Raw genomic sequence first — 19,599 nt, forward strand, 5'->3', positions numbered from 1 at the left:
GCATGGGCATACAACCTTTTATTTTAGGACACCACTGTACAAAATGTTTACCTCTACCTCAGGTTTGAATTTTACTTTTGCATAATCTTTATTCCAATTTTTCTTCTTCCATAAGTCAGGGTGATAGGCGATAAGGTGTCTGCCGATACCGAAAGCATCACAGTTTGCTTTTTGTAACTTTTTCGTTATCTTTTTAGCTTCTTTCGTAAGTTGTTTAGACAATTCTTTATTTAGTTTTTTTCTTTCATCCATTTTGTAAAGATTATCTCTCGGAGCTTCAAGCGCTATAACTTTTAGTTGGAGCTTAATGTGAGCATAAACATTTCCTTTTTTATCTGTTGTTATTTTTAAGTCTCGTTTTAACTTTCGATTGCTTACTTCAATTGTAAGATAGTCAGATGTACTAGATGAATCGTTATTTGTAAGTTTTTGGGTTATGCGAGCGCTTTTCCCCATTTTATCAGTTAGTAATACGAAGAGTACCGATTGGCGTAAAGGTAAAAGTCCAGTTAATTTATCCTTGTTAAATAAAGCTATCCCATTGGTTACAACTTCTTTTCCTTTTAGCTTTATAGATGGGAGGGTGAAATCTTTTCCGGGATCTAACATTTTTGTAGCGGCCGTTTCTAAAGTTTCCTCTGGAAATATACTCATGTCTTCTAAACTCTGTACTTTTTTCTTTAAAAAGTCTCCAATTAATAAATTTCCTACCTTCTTTTGGGCAAGTATTTTATCCGTTTCCCCATCTACTGATATAAGTTTTACTAATGCGGTTGGATTTGTTGGGTCTCTAAATCCAACGTCTAAATAAGGGAGTATGCCTTTCTTTTGGATTTTCGTTCCCAATAGTTCTACTCCATATTTAAAATAACGAATATTACCAGTAACGTTTTTTCTCAAAGAATCACTTGTATCACGTATGTTATAGCCAGTTGCTGAATGTACTTCATTTTTAAATGAAGATTGATCCCCACTTGAACTCTTTACGAGCTCAATGGTTTGCTGCAGTTTATTTTCTTCTGTAATATCAAAGCCAATACTATAAGCTAATCTCGCATCTCTTAAAGGTTCTTGATCCCAACAACCAGAAAGAAGTGAGCCAGCGCACAATATGCTACATAATTTAATTGTTTTTTTGTGCATATGGAGCTCCTTTCTTATTTCTGAATAAGGAATAGAGAAGAAATAAAAAAGGTAGAATTACTATAAAAATATAGGTGAATTTATCAGTAAATGTAGCAAGTACTTTAAGCTCCTCAGGTGTATCTATAAATAAGGCTACACTAAAAGCAATAATACCAACGATTGGAACAGCTTTTTTATGATTAGCAAGATTGAATATATGTCCAATTCCTATTGAAGCAGCACAATAATAACTAGCGATGGAGGCTACAACAGTTATCATCCAAATTGGAATGAAAATTAGGTCTGTTCGGTCTATAATCCCAATATGGAGAGAGCGTAATAAGTAAGCAACTGGTTCCGGAATAAGCTCAACTTGTTTTGGACTAAATACAATAAAGCAAATCCAAACGGTAAAAGTGTAAAAAAGAGTTACAAATCCATTAGCGATAGAAATGGCCTTTAGCCGTGCAACAGGATTCCCATTTACTTTTGGAAAAGCGATCAGAATAATTTCAAAACCATACATAGCTGTAATGGTTTCCTTTGAAGCTTGAATAATATTCCACCATCCGGCTTCTGTAATTGGAAAAATATAAGAAAAATCAGCTCGTGAAAACCCTAGTGCAATTAAAAGAGCCATGGGCAAAATGAGAATAGAAGCCATGACATAAAATCTTACAATTACTTTAAATGTATTATAGGCTACATAGCAGCAAGCTATTGTAAATAGTATGAGAATTGCAGACCAAGGGGTTGCTTGCAAAACCCATACTTTAATGACATTACAAGCATTTAACATAACGGTCATACCGATAAGTGTGAAATAAAAAACATAAGCAAAGCCTAATAGTTTTCCAAACTTATTACCAAATAGCATACAAACACTTTCATACATATCTGCATCAGGAAATCGTTTTAAGAAAAGCCACATAAGTAAAATAATAAGCTGAATCGCAAACCCAGCGATGAGAGCAGAAATCCATCCGCCACCTTTTGCTATTGGGTGAAGACGATTAGGTAAAGAAAGTATACCGACCCCAATTTGGCATTGAATAACGAAAAAGGTAAATTGAACAAGTGAAATTTTACTTTGCGTGTTTGTCACCGTCCTCATCCTCTCTCGTTACATGTTGGCGTTGCATTTTTTTCGGTTTTGGATCATGTGGTCGTTCCCAAAATGACCAAATTGGTAGTCTTACAAAAGAATCTTTCATATCTTTAATCCGCATTGGTGCAACAGGAGAAAGATATGGTGTATGGAAAGAATGAAGCTGACATAGGTGAACGAAAGTTATAATTAGACCGAATGATATTCCTACATATCCAAATATGGCAGCAAGGAGCATTAATGGAAAACGAAGAATTCGAACTGCTGAACTCATATCGTTTGATGGAACGAGAAAAGATGAGATTGCAGTTAAAGCTACAACGATAATCATTGTGTAAGAAACGAGTCCAGCTTTTACAATCGCATCACCAATTACTAAACCACCTACAATACCGATTGTTTGTCCAACTCGGCTTGGCAAGCGAATACCAGCTTCCCGTAATAATTCAAAGATTAATTCCATTAAGAGAGCTTCAAAAATAGGAGGAAGTGGTACTTTCTCTAATGAAGCTTTAATTGTATACACAAGTTCAAGCGGCAATACATCAGGATGAAAGGCTACGGTTGCGATATATATAGCTGGTAAGAGAAAAGCAATTAAGAAACTCACTAAGCGAATCATTCGGACGAAAGATCCAACAATCCAGCGGTTATTATAATCATCTGGTGATTGATAGAAAGCGAATAACGTAACAGGAACAATAAGTGCTGTTGGATCTCCGTCAGATAAAATAGCAACTCGGCCTTCCATTAAATTAGCGACAGTTCTATCTGGTCGCTCTGTATTTAATTGTTGTGGAAATGGTGAGAAAGAATTATCTTCTATAAATTCTTGTATATAACCTGGTGCCATAAGGGAATCGGTTTTTATAGTTTCTAACCTTCTTTTTACTTCAGTAACGAGATCGTCATTAGCTATGTTTTGCATATAAGCAATAGCTACTTTCGTGTGCATTTCTTCACCGAGTGTAAAATATTTAACAACTACATTTGGACTCTTAATGAGTTTACGAATAGAGGCTAAATTCGTTGCTAAATCTTCTACAAAACCAGTATGCGGTCCACGTACAATACCTTCATTATCAGGCTCTGTTATATCTCTTTTTAAAGATAGAGCTGTTTCAAAAATACAAAAGCTTTCGACTTGCTCATGGAAATATAATGATTTACCTTGTAATAAAAGCTGCACACCATAATTTAAATTCGTTTCTTTTGTCATATTCAATGTAGAAAAAGCTTTATCTAAAGCTAAGTCTGACCGTGTCAATAAAGGCTCAAGGGCTAACTGATGAATTAAATTTGGATCTGCTAAAGATTCGATATATAGGATTGTTCCTTTTCCATTTTGAAAAGGGAAATCTAATTTTTTTATATCATCAGAATGAGAAAGCTTATTTTCAATGTAATTAATGTTCTCCGGAAGTGATGGAAACATATGCTTTTGGTTTTTACTCTCTTGTTGTTCTTTTTTCTCTGTCATAATTTCCACCTCTTTTAAAGTGCAATTGTTTCTGTTAATTTTTGTCGTTTGTGAGAAATTTATGCTTGAATTATTTTTTAAAAAAGAGAATTGAAAGTTACGTTACATTGTCTTTTGTGCATTATTCAATTTCATAGCAGTACTTCTCACCTTTGTGTCGAATTAAGAAGATATATAGGAGGGATACATATGGAAATAGCTGTAGAACGTGTTTTTACAAAAGAGATTTTAAAAACAGCAGCGAATTTGTTTCATGTAACAGTGGAAGAAAAGCCACTTGGAGATTTTGAGAATTATATTTTTAAGGCGAAGGGTGATAATGATGAAGATTACGTATTACGTTTAACACATTCTTCTCATCGCTCTAAACAAGAGGTAGAGGCTGAACTAGATTTTTTACGATATGTTGCGGAGAATGGGGCAAAGGTAGCAGGACCTCTTTATTCAACGTCTCAAAATCTTGTAGAAGAAATCGCAGCAGAGGATGGGACTTTCTTTTTCGCTTCCTTATTTACATATGCAAAAGGTGAGCAAGTAAAAGGAGAAGAATCGCCTTATTGGGGAAATGCTTATTTTGAAGCGTGGGGAAAAGCGATTGGACAACTGCATCGCCTTACAATGGATTATCCTAAAACAGACTACCGTGAAACGTGGGAAGAAGACGAAAGTGGAATTGTTAATGAATTAGAAGATGAGAAAGTGAAAGAGGTTGCTGCTGTATTAATGGGGGAAATAAAGACTCTTCCAATTGGAAGAGAAACATTCGGCCTTATGCATGGCGATATTCATCCAGGTAATTTCCATTATGATGGGAAAGAGCTTACAATCTTTGATTTTGATGATGCGGCCTATAATTACTTCATTCATGATTTGGCAATGGTTCTTTATTACTCGGTCCTTTTTACACCGTGGACAGTGGAGGAGAAGACGACATTCGCTCGTAAACAGTTACAAGTGTTAAGAAAAGGATACGAATATGAGCACAGGCTGGCGGATAGTTGGTATGAATCGTTACCACTATTTTTACGCTTACGTGATATAGGTTTATATGGAACGCTTCAAAAGAAGTTTAAAGGGAAAGATATGCCTGATAATTTCTTGAAATTATCAGAAGAGCTATACGGAAGAATTATCAAAAAAGAAGCAATTGTGAATATATAATACATTTAGTTCAAAACAAAGTATATAAAACAAATATATACTTTGTTTTTTTATACAAAAATATGTTTACTTTATTAAAATAATATTGTCCTAGATTCGGTATACACTTATAATTTTATATATATTCTGAATATTCTTTATAAAAAGAGGAGGGGGAATGTTGGAAGCTATCGTAAGTTGGATCAATAATATTGTTTGGAGTCCAGCACTTGTTTATTTATGTTTAGGAGCAGGTTTATATTTTTCCATTCGAACGAGGTTTTTACAAGTAAGGCATGTAGGAGAAATGGTGAAGCTTACATTTCAAGGAGAAAAATCGGATGCTGGTGTTTCTTCGTTCCAGGCGTTAGCACTTTCTTTATCAGGGCGCGTTGGAACAGGAAATATTGCGGGTGTTGCAACGGCTGTTGCATTCGGTGGACCAGGAGCTGTCTTTTGGATGTGGGCGGTAGCTTTTCTAGGAGCAGGTTCTGCTTATGTAGAATCGACACTTGCACAAATATATAAGACGAAGCATCAAGGGCAATTCCGTGGTGGTCCAGCTTATTACATTGAAAAAGGGTTAGGGGTTAAATGGTATGCATTAGTATTCGTTGCAGCAACAATTCTTGCAACGGGGATGCTGTTACCGGGTGTTCAGGCAAATAGTATTGCTGTAAGTTTGGAAACAGCTTTCGGTATTAATACTTCTGTATCTGGAGCGGTATTAGTAGCGGCATTAGCGCTTATTATTTTTGGTGGAGTTAAGCGAATTGTTAACGTAGCGCAAGTTGTAGTGCCATTTATGGCGCTTGGTTATATTTTAGTAGCTTGCGTCATTGTTGCTATGAATATTGAAAAATTACCAGATGCTTTCATGTTAATTTTAAAAAGTGCATTTGCATTAGAAGCAGCTTTTGGTGGAATTATTGGTTTAGCAATCTCTTGGGGAGTAAAACGTGGTATTTATTCCAATGAAGCAGGGCAAGGAACTGGGCCACACGCAGCAGCTGCAGCTGAAGTATCACATCCAGCTAAGCAAGGTTTAGTGCAAGCATTTTCCGTTTACATTGATACATTATTTGTTTGTTCAGCAACAGCATTTATGATGATTATTACAGGCATGTATAACGTATTTGATGCAAGCGGAAAAAACTTTATCGTCAATAAATTAAATGGTGCACAGCCGGGTCCTGGTTATACACAGGCAGCAGTAGAATCTGTTTTCCCTGGATTTGGAAATGGTTTCGTTGCAATCTCTTTACTATTCTTCGCGTTTACAACAATTATGGCGTATTACTACATTGCAGAAACGAATATTGCATACTTAAATCGTGATAAAGATCGTCCTTGGATGTCCATCGTACTAAAATTTGTATTCTTAGGAGTCGTATTCTATGGTTGTGTAAAAACAGCTGCAACAGCATGGGCTTTAGGTGACATTGGTGTAGGGATTATGGCATGGGTTAACATTATCGCGATTTTACTACTACAAAAACCAGCATTGATCGCATTAAAAGACTATGAAAAGCAGAAAAAAGAAGGGAAAGATCCAGTATTTGATCCGCAGGAATTAGGAATTAAAAATGCTGATTTCTGGGAGCATGAGTACGGGAAAGATAAGAAAGAAGAAGTATCTTAACAGAATAGAAATGAAGAAGCAAAGGGGAAACTCTTTGCTTTTTTTATGGACAAATTGAAGCTAAAAGTTATTTTTGGGACTGTTTTTGAATATAAAAAGAATGTACATGCTTTGTTAGGGGAAGGGGTGAGTATGTTGATAGAGTTTCGTAACGTAAATAAATATTATGGCAACTTTCAAGTTTTGAAAAATATTAATGTGCAAGTGAAAAAAGGCGAAGTGGTAGTAGTTGTCGGGCCTTCAGGATCAGGAAAAAGTACATTGCTTCGATGTATAAATCAATTAGAGGCAATTACAGATGGAGAATTAATTGTACAAAATACAGAGGTACACAATAAAAAAACGGACATGAATGAATTGCGGCGAAATATTGGGATGGTCTTTCAACATTTTTATTTATATCCACATAAAACAGTTCTGCAAAATATTACACTAGCACCGATTAAAGTAAATAAAGTTTCCAAAGAAGAAGCAGAGAAAACAGCAATGTTTTATTTAGAGAAAGTAGGAATCCCGGAGAAGGCTAATGTATATCCGCATCAATTATCCGGAGGACAACAGCAAAGGGTAGCAATTGCTAGAGGACTTGCGATGCAACCGGAAATTATGCTGTTCGATGAGCCTACGTCTGCTCTTGATCCGGAGATGATCGGGGAAGTACTTGATGTTATGAAAACGTTAGCTAAAGAAGGGATGACAATGGTCGTTGTCACGCATGAAATGGGATTTGCGCGAGAAGTAGCAGATCGGATTTTATTTATGGATGATGGTCAAATTATTGAAGATACAACACCGGCGCAATTTTTTGCAAATCCTGAACAAGAAAGAGCTCGTTTATTTTTAAGTCGGGTGCTAAATCATTAGAGGAGGAATTTCATGCTTAAAATGAAAAAGTTATTTACTTTAATCGTATTTTCATGTTTATTCGTGCTTGTTGTTGCTGGATGCGGAAGTAAGAAAGATGAGGCAAAGGAAACAAATACGAAGCAAGGCGGGGCTGTTGAGCAAATTAAGAAACGAGGGAAATTAGTAGTTGGGGTGAAGAATGATACGAATTTATTTGGATTGAAAAATCCTTCAACAGGGCAGGTAGAAGGATTCGATGTTGATGTCGCGAAGGCACTTGCGAAAAAGATTCTTGGAGATGAAAAGAAGCTAGAGTTGAAAGAAGTAACGTCTAAAACACGTATTCCAATGCTGAAAAATGGTGATATTGATGCAATTATTGCGACAATGACAATTACGGAAGAACGCAAAAAAGAAGTGGATTTTTCAGATGTATATTTTAAAGCAGGACAATCGTTACTTGTGAAAAAAGGAAGCAATATTAAGAGCGTCGATGATATAAAACAAGGCGTTAAAGTATTAGCTGTAAAAGGATCAACATCTACAAATAACATTCGTCAAAAGTCACCAGAAGCGACTGTATTAGAATTTGAAAATTATAGTGAGGCATTTACAGCGTTAAAGGCAGGTAAAGGTGATGTGTTAACGACAGATAATGCGATTCTTTATGGAATGGCAAAACAAGATGCTAATTATGAAGTAGTAGGGAAAATTTTCACAGATGAACCGTACGGAATTGCAGTGCAAAAAGGTGCAGACGATTTAACGAAAGAGATTAATAACTTACTAAAAGATATGAAGGCGAGCGGGGAATACGATAAATTGTATGAAAAATGGATCGGTCAAAAACAAGAGAAGTAAAGTGAAACTTTATTTTTCTTGATAAATAGTAAGAGTGAGAGGATGAGAGTACTCATCCTCTTCTTGTAAAGAAAGAGGGGAGAATATGTGCCTGATTTTTCTATATTAACGAATAACATTGATATGTATTTAGAAGGGTTTAAATATACAGTTATGTCTAGTGTAATTGCATTAATAGGCAGTTTTATTTTGGGAGTAATTTTGGCAGTAATGCGTATTGCACCTATTCGTATTTTAAATTGGATGGGATCCGCTTTTGTAGAGTTTGTAAGAAATATTCCACTCGTATTAATTGCATTTATATTCTATTTCGCTTTACCTGTAATAGGAATTACGTTAAATGGTTTTGTAGCAGGAACAGTTACGCTTACGATATATACTGCAGCATTTATTGCAGAAGTAATTCGCGCTGGTATTTTATCAGTTGCGAAAGGGCAAATGGAAGCCGCGCGTTCCTCAGGATTAACGTATGTGCAAGGAATGTATTATGTTGTCTTACCTCAAGCTATGAAAATTGTAATCCCCCCTTTAGGAAATCAATTTCTCAATTTAGTTAAAAACTCCTCAATACTCGGAATTATTGCTGGTACTGATTTAATGTATCAAGGAGATTTAATTTCCACGAAGATGTTTGTTACGTTTGATGTTTATATATTTGTCGGGATGTTTTATTTAATATTAACAATTCCGCTCAGTATGCTAGTGCGTTATTTAGAAAAACGCTTAGCAAAGGAGGCGGTGTAAATGGATTTTAAGGGAGCAATTACAGGAGATCATATTCTGTTTTTATTAAAAGGATTACTCATAACACTAGAGGTAGCGTTCGTAGCAATTGTACTTAGCTTTATTATTGGTAGTGTAATAGGGATATTGCGCTACATGAAAATACCAGTCGTCTCACAAATATTAGGAATTATCGTTGAAGTGATTCGAAATTTACCGCTTCTTTTAATTATATTTTTTACGTATTTTGCACTTCCAGAAGCAGGCTTGAAATTAGAAATTATAACAGCTGCAATTGTTGCTTTAACAATATTTGAAGCAGCAATGATATCTGAAATTGTTCGAAGTGGTCTATTATCGATTGAAAAAGGGCAGGTTGAGGCTGCAAGATCTTCAGGATTAACGTATGTTCAAGCACTTTGGTATATTATTTTGCCGCAAGCATTAAGGAGAATGGTTCCGCCACTTGTTAGTCAATTTATTTCATTGCTGAAGGATACGTCGCTAGCGGTTGTTATATCACTACCTGAACTTATGCATAATGCTCAAATTATTAGCGGACAAAATGTGAATTACATGATCCCGACGTTTATAGTAGTAGCTTGTATGTATTTTATCGTAAATTATAGTTTATCAATTTTATCCAGAAGATTAGAACTCCGTTAACCCTTACAATATATGTGAGGGTTTTTTCCTTGTTTATCCTTATTTTCCTCTAAATAGAATCTAAATCTTGCAATAATTAGATTTTTTATATTATTTTATCAGAAAAGTTTTAATTTTATATAGAAAATGTAATCGCTTTCGTGTATATTTTTATTATCAGAAAATTTTAACAAGACATAGGGGTATGGTAGGGGGAGGATTTAGATGCAGCAACCAACGAATGAGAAATTACATCGCACGATGAAGAGTAGACATTTATTTATGATCGCACTTGGTGGTGTAATCGGAACTGGTTTTTTCTTAGGTTCAGGTTACACTATTAATCAGGCTGGACCAGGGGGAGCCATCCTTTCATATTTAGTAGGCGGATTTATTATGTATTTAACAATGCTTTGTCTTGGAGAGTTAACGGTAGCAATGCCGGTTTCAGGATCTTTCCAAAAGTATGCAACGAAGTTTATTGGACCAGGAACGGGCTTTATGATTGGCTGGTTATACTGGCTCGGCTGGGCAGTAACAGTGGGTCTAGAATTAACGTCAATCGGTTTAATGATGAAAAGATGGTTTCCAAATGTTGATGTTTGGGTATGGTGCCTTGTATTCGGTGTTATTTTATATGCTTCAAACGCAATTTCGGCGAAAAGTTATGCCGAATTAGAATTTTGGTTTTCTAGTATTAAAGTAATTACAATTCTTGCATTTGTTGTACTTGGTGGTAGTGCATTATTAGGATTTATATCATATGACGGAAAAGAAGCAGCACCTCTTTTCTCTAACTTTGTAAGCGATGGTGGACTTTTCCCGAATGGACTAGCTGCCGTATTACTTACAATGATTACAGTTAACTTCTCGTTCCAAGGAACAGAGTTAATCGGAATTGCAGCGGGAGAAAGTGAAAACCCAGAAAAAACAATTCCACGTGCGATCCGTAATACAGTATGGCGTATTATGTTATTCTTCATTTTAACAATGACAATTTTAGTAGGATTAATTTCTTGGAAAGAAGCAGGCGTAATTGAAAGTCCATTCGTAGTTGTATTTGATAAAATCGGTATTCCATATGCAGCTGATATTATGAACTTCGTTATTATTACTGCGTTATTATCTGTAGCGAACTCTGGATTATATGCAGCGACACGTATATTATGGTCACTTGCAAATGAAGGAATGGCACCAACTTCTTTCAAGAAAGTAAATAAACGTGGTATTCCAATTACAGCGCTAGTCGTAACGATTGCGGTAGCTGGATTATCCCTATTCACAAGTTTCCTTGCAGAAGATACAGTATACATGTACTTATTATCGATAGCTGGTTTATCGGCTGTTTCAAGTTGGATCATTATTGCTCTATCGCAACTTCGCTTTAGAAGTCAGTATATAAAAGGCGGAGGAAAGTTAGAGGACTTAAAGTATAGAACACCACTATATCCGATTGTTCCAATTTTAGCTTTAATTACAAATAGCATCGTTGTTATTAGTTTAGCGTTTATTCCTGAACAAAGAATGGCGTTATACTGCGGTATTCCATTTATCATTTTCTGCTATATATATTATTATTATATGAGTAAGAAACAGCAGAAACCGATGAAAGTGGAGATGGACAAAACAAATGAAACTAACAATCAAACACGATGATATAAAGGCAGATTTATCGTACGCTCAATTAGCGATTGGAAAAGAAAACGGGTATTCACCGTTACAATTACTCGTTTCTTCTATCGCAGGATGTAGTGCAATTGTCTTTCGAACAATTTTAGAAAAGAAACGTATTACATACGATACGTTTACGATCGAAACTGAAATTGGTAGAAGTGAAGCTTTATCCAAACCAGTTGAAAGTGTTCATTTGCACTATAAAATTAAAGCGGAAAACATTACAGAAGAGCAGTTGGACAAAGCATTGCAGCTTGCAGTGAAAAATTGCACGATTGTTCAATCTGTAAAAGATAGTATAAAAGTTACGGAAACAATTGAACTAATAAAGTGAAACATAAAAGCGTGAGAGTATAGCTCTCACGTTTTTATGTTTTTAACAGAGGAGGAAGTATTATGAAATGTTTAGGTTGTAAATTAGCAAACGAAGAGGAAAAAATATATAAAGTATATGAAGATGATTATGTAACTTGCTTTTTAGATCATGCGCCTTTCTACCCAGGACATACTTTAATTGTGCCAAAGCAGCATGTTGTAGAAGTAGACGAATTAGATGACGTTGTAGCAAGATCAATTATGGATGCTTCTAAGCTGATTTCAAAAGCGATTAAGGCATTATATAAACCAGATGGAATTACAGTTTGTCAAAATGGTGGAGTATTTAACGAGTTAACACATTACCATATGCATGTCGTACCAAGATATAAAGAGCGTTCGTTTGCTGAGTTTTATACGGTGCAATCGGAGGAAAAGAAGAATCATAATTTGGAAGAAATAAAGACGTTGTTAAAAGAAGAGATAGAGAAAATATTGCACACTAAAAAGGTGTAAAAGAATTTCTCTTACGCCTTTTTAATCTTCATACATACTTAAAATTTCTTTCGCACGTATACGTAAACCATCTATCAATTCTTTCGGTTCTAAAACTTTTGCATCTTTTCCAAGTCTATAAAATAAAGGAGTAATAAAGTTAATCTCACCTTTATCAATTGTTGAATGTATATATCCTGTCCCATCCTCGTTTACTATAACGAATTCCTCAAGATAAGGAACGCTTTTACATTGGCGTACGCCTTCTGTTGTCAGTAAAACATGTAACTGAGTAGGATTGTGTACTACGTTAGAGTTAGAGGCAAACCACTCTTCTAAATTCATGAATGTATCTGTATTTTCTTCCATCGATAATATTGAGAGAATACGATCAACGCGATACAGTAATACTTTTTTTCTACCGAAGTCATAGGACGGTAAGTACCATAACCCGTCGTGAGCATATACACCAATCGGATGAACATGTTTTGTTTTTATCCCTGATTTAGATTCGTATTGAAAGTGTAAATTTTTATTTTCAATAGCCGCTGTTAACACTTCGTTTAAAAGTGGGGTCTCAATTGTTCTCTTCGGATTCCAAAAGGCGATATAAGAACGTATTTTATCAACTTTCACTTTCGCCTCATGTTGTAGAGAGCTATATAGTTTATGAGTGACAGAATTGATTTCTGTATTAAAAGGCAAGTCTCTGTAGTAGCTTAAAGATTGAAAGGCAAAAAAGATGGAGACCGCTTCTTCTTCCGTAAATAAGATAGGTGGAATGACCCTAGTTGTTAATACTTTATATCCTCCATTACGACCTTGTTCAGCATAAATGGGTAATCCCATATCACTTAAATCTAAAATGTATCTATGAACCGTACGAACGGAGATATTAAATTCATCGGCTATTTCTTGCGCTGTAAATGCTTTTTTTGCAGAAGCAAATATAAGAATATCTAATAAGCGTTTAGCTTTTGACAAATGTATCACCTTTTTTCTCTTTAACATGACATAAATTGTCATGTTTTATTGTTAGTATATTGTTTACATCATATGTTATCAAGATGAGATGCAAGGAGGAAAAGATATGTCACGTGAAATAGTTTTATTTATAGCGGCGAGCTTAGATGGGTATATTGCGAAAGAAAATGATGATTTAGAGTGGTTAATGGAAACGGAAGGAGAGGGAGATAACGGTTATACAGAAATGTACGAAACGATTGATACAATAATTATGGGAAAGAAAACGTACGATTATGTAGTAGAGCATACAGAGACATTCCCGTATTTAGATAAAAAATGTTATGTGTTTTCTAATTCAGAAAAAGGCACGAACGGACATGTAGAGTTTGTAAATGAAGATGTAGTGGAGTTTACAAAAAGGTTAAAAGCACAAGAAGGATCTAAAATATGGATGGTCGGTGGAGGGAGTCTACTGAGAGAATTCTTTAAGAATAATCTAATTGATGAATATGTTGTCACGATTACCCCTCACATATTAGGTTCTGGAGTTCCGTTATTTCAAGACAAGAACCCGGAAATTAATTTAACTTTAACGGATACGAAACGTTTTGGGCAATTTGTAAATTTATATTATAAAGTAAAATGATAAAGTGAAACTTTAATCAGTGGGGGTTTTGTTCATCTCCCACTGATTATTAGTTGAACCAATCGGGCTTTTACGGGCAGTTGATCCCCCACCTAACTTCTTTGCTTCCGCTGAATTTTGATGTAGGGGTCTTACTGCCCGTTAATGCGGGATAAAGAAACACGACTATTGATGATAGTCGTGTTTTTTTATGGATGGTAATGAAATTATAAAACAAGATCCATGATCAACTTCACTCGTGACAGTAATCGTCCCGCCGTGTAGTTCTACGATCTCCTTCACGATAGAGAGTCCTAAACCAGTTCCACCTGTAGCGCGTGTTCTTGCTTTATCGACACGGTAAAAGCGGTCAAAAATGTGAGGGAGGTCTTCAGGCGGGATACCTTCGCCTTCATCTTCAATTGTAATGGAGATACGTTTATGTTCTTCTGTAATAGAAATGTTTATATGAGAATGTTCTTTTGAATGTCTATAAGCGTTATTTAAAATGTTTACTATAACTTGTTCAAATCGCTGTTCATCTAAGTTTACTAGCAGTGTAGGAGGACAAGAGAAAGAAACTTTAATGTATCTTTCTTTATACATGGCGTTTACTTTTTCAGCTATACGAGTAAGGAAGGTGTGTAAATGCACTTCCTTTACTTGAATAGAAAAGTTATGTTGTTCCATTTGTGCAAGTGAAAATAAATCTTGAACTAAGTTTGTAATGTAATCAGATTCATCTTTTATAATCGATAAATATCGCAAACGTTGCTCAGGAGGGGTGCTTTCTTTTAAAGCAATGCCAGCATAACCTCTTACGTATGTTAACGGTGTTCGTAATTCATGAGCAACACTTGCTAGAAATTCACTTCGCTCTGTTTTCATATAATGTAAATCATTTGCGAGCGTTTGAATAGATGATGCTAGTTCACCAATTTCATCATTTCGAGTAGTTGTTAACGAAACGGACAAATCGCCTTTACTCATTTTTTCAGTGGCATGTTTCATGTGTAACAATGGTTTTGTTAATAAACGTGATAATAGGAAAATTGTGATGACTGTGAGTAGAAACGTGATGACACCAGCAATAATGAATTGTTTCGTTAATCCATTAACTAACTTTTCAATTGATTCTGTTCCAAGAAACATGTACACATAGCCTTCATGTTTTCCATCTACTACAATGGGGCTAACTGTACATATATAATTAGATGTTTTCCAATGATTCTCTATAATTGCTCCGTCATGATCTGTCCGTGTTTGCATCTTTTCAATATGCTTTTTTATAGTAGTATTTATTTCATTGGATTTAGCTAGTACCTCCTTATTTGAATTTGTAATAACAACAGTAGTTTCGGCTTCGGATTCCATTAGTGCAACATGGGAGATTGTTTGCTTATCAAAATACTTTTCAAGGACATCTCTGTGACTATTTCCGCGCTTTAATAAAGCTGTCATTTCTTCATTTACTCTATTGTTGACAAGGCTATAATAAAGCGAGACAAATAGAACACTTTCGATTAAAAGTGTAACAATCAAAAAATAAAATCCGAGCTGAATGGAAATTCGCTTCATTGCTTTGCTCCTTAATCTAGAGTATCAACCCATCGATATCCGACTCCGTAAACAGTTTTTAAATGGTGATCAATAGGGAAATTTGCTTTTCGCAATTTATCACGTAAATTACGAATATGTGAATCGACTGTGCGATCTTCTGTATTTGTGTTTAACCCCCAAATTCGTTCGATGAGCTGATCACGGCTTAATACGTAGTTCACATGGCGTAAAAATAATCCGAGTAAAGAAAATTCAATTGGTGTGAGAAGGAGTTCTTCATTATGGACAGAAACGAAGTGTTTTGTTTCATCCCATACAATACCGTGATATTGGATTTGTTTATGTTCATTTGTACGTCTTAAAACGGCTTCAATTCTTGCGAAAAGTTCTTCTTCATGGAAAGGTTTCGTTACGTAATCATCGGCTCCAAGTTTTAATCCTTGAACGACATCTACTGTTTGATCACGAGCTGTAACCATAATAATAGGAATGTTACTAAAAGATCGGATTTTTTTGCACGTTTCCCATCCGTCCATCTTTGGCATCATAATATCGAGTAAAACAAATTTAAAGTTTCGATTCTCTATATGTAAAATAGCTTCTTCTCCTGAAGTCGCACATACGCAGTTATATCCAATTGGGGTAAGATAAAGCGTTAATAATTCAAGCATTCTCGGTTCATCGTCTACGAGCAGTATATCAATCATAGAGAGCCCTCCATATTTATAATCGTTACTTAAAGTGTAATGCAAAATCATGAAGAAATGGTGCAGATTATGATGTGTCTGCATAATTTCTTCAGAATTGCTTGTTATTGTGGAGTTGAAATTACATTTTAGGTAATCATATTGGCTCAAAAATGATTAATACGGAGGCGGTATAGTGAAAAAAATGACCCGAATTTTTGGGATAACAATAATTACAGCAGTTGGTCTTGCTGCATGCGGACAAACGAATACAGACCATAAAAACCATGAATCTACAAAAGAGAAAAAAATAGAGCAAAAGGAAATGAAAATGAATCAGGAGGTAACGGCGCCAAAAGAAATGAACGAAGGGGCATCGTATGATTTATTAACGACAAGTTTAAAAAATGTGACGAGGTTAAATACAAATGATCCCCTGCAAATGGCAGTGTTAACTTCGCAAACGATATGGCCAGCAACCCATAAAGAGAACCAGCCGGGTGCTGTTATTTTAGTACCAGCAAGCGAGTGGCAATTAGGTATTGCGAGTGCAGACCTTATTCATCATCCGAATAACGGACCGATTTTATTTATAGAAAAAGAAAAGATACCGGAAATGACGTTAAAAGAAATAAAACGATTAAATCCAATCGGAACGAAAGATGGAACACAAATTATGGTGATGGGGGATGTAGGTACTAGCGCGCTTGAACAATTAAAAGGTTATAAAGTAAAACAAATAAAAGAAACGGACCCAGCTATATTTGCGAAAGACGTTGATAAGGAGTATGCCGATATAACAGGAAGCTACCCAAATAGTGTTATTATCGGTTCATCTGCAGAAGAAGGACGCTTATATACAACACCCGCTGTAAACTGGATTTCTCATATGCCGGAACCACTACTCTATACAGAAAAGGATAAAGTGCCAGAAGCGACAATAGAGGCATTAAAAATGAGAAAAGATAAAGCAAATATATATGTACTAGGACCAGAAAAAATCGTTTCAAAAGAAGTAGAAAAAGAGTTAAGCAAATACGGGAAAGTAACGCGTATTAGCGGTGAGACTCCAACAGAAAATTCTATCGCATTTGCGAAGTTTAAAGATGAAAAAACAAAATTTGGCTGGGGATTCACAAAACCTGGTCACGGTGTGTCATTTGTTTCAAGCAAAACACCAGATTTAGCAGTTGCTGGGGCACCTTTTTCACATATGGGTAAACACGCACCTGTTGTATTATTAGAAGAAGGTAAAGCTTCACAACCAGTGTATGACTTCCTTGCAAGCATTCAGACGAAGTTTAAAGATGATCCAACACTTGGACCATATAATCACGGTTTCTTATTAGGAAGTACGAGTGATATTTCATTTGAAACACAAGGAATACTAGATGAGAGGTTAGAAATTGTTCAGGAAAGTGGTCAAGGACACGGTGGACATTAATGAAATGAGAAAAGATGCTACTAAGGTAGCGTCTTTTTCTTTAGGAAACTTTTACATAGCAAAAAATCTTCTACTCGTTATATAATTGCTTTCGTGCAGTCGGCTAGATTTTCTTATGGAGAAAATCAAATTATAAAGGAGTAGAGGAGTGGTATTTTGTTTCAAACGATAAAAAATGATTGGTTTTCTAATGTGAGAGGGGACGTGTTATCAGGAATTGTCGTTGCTTTAGCATTAATCCCTGAAGCGATAGCCTTCTCTGTTATTGCAGGCGTGGATCCGACAGTTGGACTATACGCAGCCTTTTGTATTGCGGTTACCATTTCATTTGTTGGCGGAAGGACTGGAATGATTTCAGCTGCAACAGGTGCAATGGCATTATTAATGGTAACGCTTGTTAAAGATTATGGTTTGCAATATTTATTTGCTACAACAATATTAACAGGTATCGTCCAAATTATTTTTGGCGTGTTCAAACTGAGCTCATTTATGAAGTTTGTTCCGAAATCTGTTATGAGTGGTTTTTTAAATTCACTTGGAATTTTAGTTTTTACAGCGCAATTACCGCATTTTAAAAATGCAACTTGGCAAATGTATGCACTCGTTGTATTAGGACTTGCAATTATATATTTATTTCCACGTATTACAACGGTTGTACCTTCTACGCTTATTTCAATTATTATTGTGACGAGCATTGCACTTATGAGCGGATTACAGTTGAAAACAGTAGGGGATATGGGAAGCCTGCCGAAAGAATTACCGTTCTTTAGTATTCCTGATGTGCCATTTACATTAGAAACATTAGGGATTATTTTACCTTATGCAGTTATGCTTGCAATCATTGGTTTACTAGAGTCTTTATTAACAGCTTCAGTTTTAGATGATATGACGCATACAGAAAGTAATAAGCATAAAGAGGCACGCGGACAAGGGATCGCAAACATCGTTGCTGGATTTTTCGGAGGAATGGCAGGATGTGCAATGATCGGTCAATCTGTTATTAATATTAAATCAGGTGGACGAGGTCGCCTATCAACATTTGTAGCGGGCGGATTTTTAATCGTATTACTATTCGTTTTAGGAGATTATGTCGTTCATATTCCGATGGCAGCTTTAGTTGCGGTTATGATTATGGTTTCAATCGGAACGTTTGATTGGAACTCTGTAACAACGATTCATAAAGTACCAAAAGGAAACGCATTTGTTATGATCGTAACAGTTGTGATTGTCCTAATTACACATAACTTAGCAGTAGGTGTAATTATCGGAACAGTAATTAGTGCGGTGTTATTTGCATTCAATATGGCAAAGATTCACGTGAAACATTTATATATTGAAAATAAGAAAATATACGAAATTCACGGTCAACTTTTCTTTGCATCCACAGCCGATTTCATAAATAATTTTTCATTTAATGAAGATGTAAAAGAAATTGAAATGAATTTTACTCATGCGCACGTATGGGATGATTCAGCGGTGGCATCAATTGATAAAGTTATCATGAAGTATGAGCAAAGTGGTGTGAAAGTAAGTATAGCAGGATTAAATGAACGTAGCTCAAAACTTGTTGCAAATTTAGCTACTTATAATAACAGAATTGCTAGTTAAAAGCCTCCTTTTTAGGGGGCTTTATTATATAATACGAGTAGGATAACGAAAAGGGGATTCAGCATATGTACAAACAAATTATATTAGCATGTGACGGTTCTGAACATGCACTTCGAGCAGCGGAACATGCAACATATATTGCGAAATGTAGCGAAGAAACAAATGTTGAAGTTGTGTACGTAGTAGATAATAGAACGGCAAAATCAGATATTATACAAGGTCAAACAGATTTAGAAACAATATCGGCTAGTCGAAAAGATAAATTAAAAGAGATTGAAGTTTTATTAAAGAAAGAGAACATATCTTATACAATTACGATATTACATGGTGATCCTGGAGATACAATTGTTCAATATGTAAATACAGGAGATATAGATCTTGTTATAGCGGGAAGTAGAGGATTAAATACACTGCAAGAAATGGTACTTGGTAGTGTAAGTCATAAAATAGCAAAACGAGTGAAATGTCCGGTGATGATTATAAAATAAAAAAGAATGTAATGAAGACCTTAGTATAGCTGAGGTCTTTTTTATGTATAAATAACTCTCATTTGTGGAAATACTAGATATATAAGTTGAAAAGATGTTAACTTACAAATTTGTAAGTTAGTTGTTAGAGAAATCGATGTTATGAAATTTTTCCCATTGGTAAAATAA

The 19,599-nt window shown here is 35.3% G+C and carries 19 protein-coding genes; 13 read left to right on the forward strand and 6 right to left on the reverse strand.

The window, feature by feature from the left end; genetic code table 11:
- Positions 1–18 precede the first annotated feature (18 nt).
- The 3 genes from ACUXVC_RS03225 to gerKA are packed head-to-tail and all read right to left on the reverse strand — an operon-like array spanning position 19 to position 3,713.
- Positions 19–1,143 (reverse strand): Ger(x)C family spore germination protein, encoded by a 1,125-nt coding sequence (locus ACUXVC_RS03225; RefSeq protein ID WP_098678234.1) that lies wholly within the window; start codon positions 1,141–1,143, stop codon positions 19–21.
- Complete coding sequence (locus ACUXVC_RS03230) at positions 1,124–2,230, reverse strand: GerAB/ArcD/ProY family transporter (RefSeq protein ID WP_088022957.1); 1,107 nt, start codon at positions 2,228–2,230, stop codon at positions 1,124–1,126. The genes ACUXVC_RS03225 and ACUXVC_RS03230 overlap by 20 nt, the downstream gene beginning before the upstream one ends.
- Entirely contained in the window at positions 2,211–3,713 is a 1,503-nt protein-coding gene (gene gerKA / locus ACUXVC_RS03235) for a spore germination protein GerKA (protein WP_098235146.1), read from the reverse strand. The genes ACUXVC_RS03230 and gerKA overlap by 20 nt, the downstream gene beginning before the upstream one ends.
- 189 nt (positions 3,714–3,902) lie before the next feature.
- Between gerKA and ACUXVC_RS03240 the strand changes: the two genes are divergently transcribed.
- The 9 genes from ACUXVC_RS03240 to ACUXVC_RS03280 all read left to right on the forward strand — a co-directional run bounded on the left by ACUXVC_RS03240 (position 3,903) and on the right by ACUXVC_RS03280 (position 12,075).
- Positions 3,903–4,874 (forward strand): phosphotransferase enzyme family protein, encoded by a 972-nt coding sequence (locus ACUXVC_RS03240; protein WP_098235145.1) that lies wholly within the window; start codon positions 3,903–3,905, stop codon positions 4,872–4,874.
- A gap of 160 nt (positions 4,875–5,034) precedes the next feature.
- Positions 5,035–6,495: an alanine/glycine:cation symporter family protein gene (locus ACUXVC_RS03245; RefSeq protein ID WP_144465676.1), complete on the forward strand. Its 1,461-nt coding sequence runs from the start codon at positions 5,035–5,037 to the stop codon at positions 6,493–6,495.
- Between the two features lie 135 nt (positions 6,496–6,630).
- Positions 6,631–7,359: an amino acid ABC transporter ATP-binding protein gene (locus tag ACUXVC_RS03250; protein ID WP_002162934.1), complete on the forward strand. Its 729-nt coding sequence runs from the start codon at positions 6,631–6,633 to the stop codon at positions 7,357–7,359.
- 12 nt (positions 7,360–7,371) lie between these two features.
- On the forward strand, positions 7,372–8,202 hold the full coding sequence (gene glnH, locus ACUXVC_RS03255) for a glutamine ABC transporter substrate-binding protein GlnH (protein ID WP_029441558.1): 831 nt from the start codon (positions 7,372–7,374) through the stop codon (positions 8,200–8,202).
- 87 nt (positions 8,203–8,289) lie between these two features.
- Positions 8,290–8,946: an amino acid ABC transporter permease gene (locus ACUXVC_RS03260; protein ID WP_144465675.1), complete on the forward strand. Its 657-nt coding sequence runs from the start codon at positions 8,290–8,292 to the stop codon at positions 8,944–8,946.
- Positions 8,947–9,591, forward strand: coding sequence for an amino acid ABC transporter permease (locus ACUXVC_RS03265; protein ID WP_098126271.1), 645 nt, complete (start codon positions 8,947–8,949; stop codon positions 9,589–9,591).
- Positions 9,592–9,795: 204 nt separating this feature from the next.
- Complete coding sequence (locus ACUXVC_RS03270; RefSeq protein ID WP_001187093.1) at positions 9,796–11,226, forward strand: amino acid permease; 1,431 nt, start codon at positions 9,796–9,798, stop codon at positions 11,224–11,226.
- A complete protein-coding gene (locus tag ACUXVC_RS03275; protein WP_000778853.1) occupies positions 11,201–11,578 on the forward strand; it encodes an OsmC family protein in 378 nt (125 codons plus the stop codon). The genes ACUXVC_RS03270 and ACUXVC_RS03275 overlap by 26 nt, the downstream gene beginning before the upstream one ends.
- Positions 11,579–11,640: 62 nt before the next feature.
- Complete coding sequence (locus ACUXVC_RS03280; protein ID WP_144465674.1) at positions 11,641–12,075, forward strand: HIT family protein; 435 nt, start codon at positions 11,641–11,643, stop codon at positions 12,073–12,075.
- A 21-nt stretch (positions 12,076–12,096) separates the two neighbouring features.
- Here ACUXVC_RS03280 and ACUXVC_RS03285 read toward each other — a convergent pair whose 3' ends face one another.
- Entirely contained in the window at positions 12,097–13,080 is a 984-nt protein-coding gene (locus ACUXVC_RS03285; protein ID WP_186313200.1) for a helix-turn-helix transcriptional regulator, read from the reverse strand.
- Positions 13,081–13,144: 64 nt separating this feature from the next.
- Between ACUXVC_RS03285 and ACUXVC_RS03290 the strand changes: the two genes are divergently transcribed.
- Complete coding sequence (locus ACUXVC_RS03290; RefSeq protein WP_098126275.1) at positions 13,145–13,666, forward strand: dihydrofolate reductase family protein; 522 nt, start codon at positions 13,145–13,147, stop codon at positions 13,664–13,666.
- Between the two features lie 165 nt (positions 13,667–13,831).
- Here ACUXVC_RS03290 and ACUXVC_RS03295 read toward each other — a convergent pair whose 3' ends face one another.
- Positions 13,832–15,223 (reverse strand): HAMP domain-containing sensor histidine kinase, encoded by a 1,392-nt coding sequence (locus tag ACUXVC_RS03295; RefSeq protein ID WP_446025916.1) that lies wholly within the window; start codon positions 15,221–15,223, stop codon positions 13,832–13,834.
- 11 nt (positions 15,224–15,234) lie between these two features.
- Positions 15,235–15,912, reverse strand: coding sequence for a response regulator transcription factor (locus ACUXVC_RS03300; protein ID WP_043935151.1), 678 nt, complete (start codon positions 15,910–15,912; stop codon positions 15,235–15,237).
- A 175-nt stretch (positions 15,913–16,087) separates the two neighbouring features.
- Between ACUXVC_RS03300 and ACUXVC_RS03305 the strand changes: the two genes are divergently transcribed.
- The 3 genes from ACUXVC_RS03305 (at position 16,088) to ACUXVC_RS03315 (ending at position 19,431) form a co-directional block, all read left to right on the forward strand.
- Entirely contained in the window at positions 16,088–17,335 is a 1,248-nt protein-coding gene (locus ACUXVC_RS03305; protein WP_098126233.1) for an ArsR family transcriptional regulator, read from the forward strand.
- Positions 17,336–17,491: 156 nt separating this feature from the next.
- Positions 17,492–18,943 carry a SulP family inorganic anion transporter gene (locus tag ACUXVC_RS03310; protein ID WP_095691412.1) on the forward strand — a complete coding sequence of 484 codons (1,452 nt, stop codon included), beginning with the start codon at positions 17,492–17,494 and terminating at the stop codon, positions 18,941–18,943.
- Positions 18,944–19,008: 65 nt separating this feature from the next.
- Positions 19,009–19,431 carry a universal stress protein gene (locus tag ACUXVC_RS03315; protein ID WP_000278001.1) on the forward strand — a complete coding sequence of 141 codons (423 nt, stop codon included), beginning with the start codon at positions 19,009–19,011 and terminating at the stop codon, positions 19,429–19,431.
- Positions 19,432–19,599: the final 168 nt, after the last annotated feature.

The sequence above is a fragment of the Bacillus sp. N6 genome (assembly GCF_052805735.1).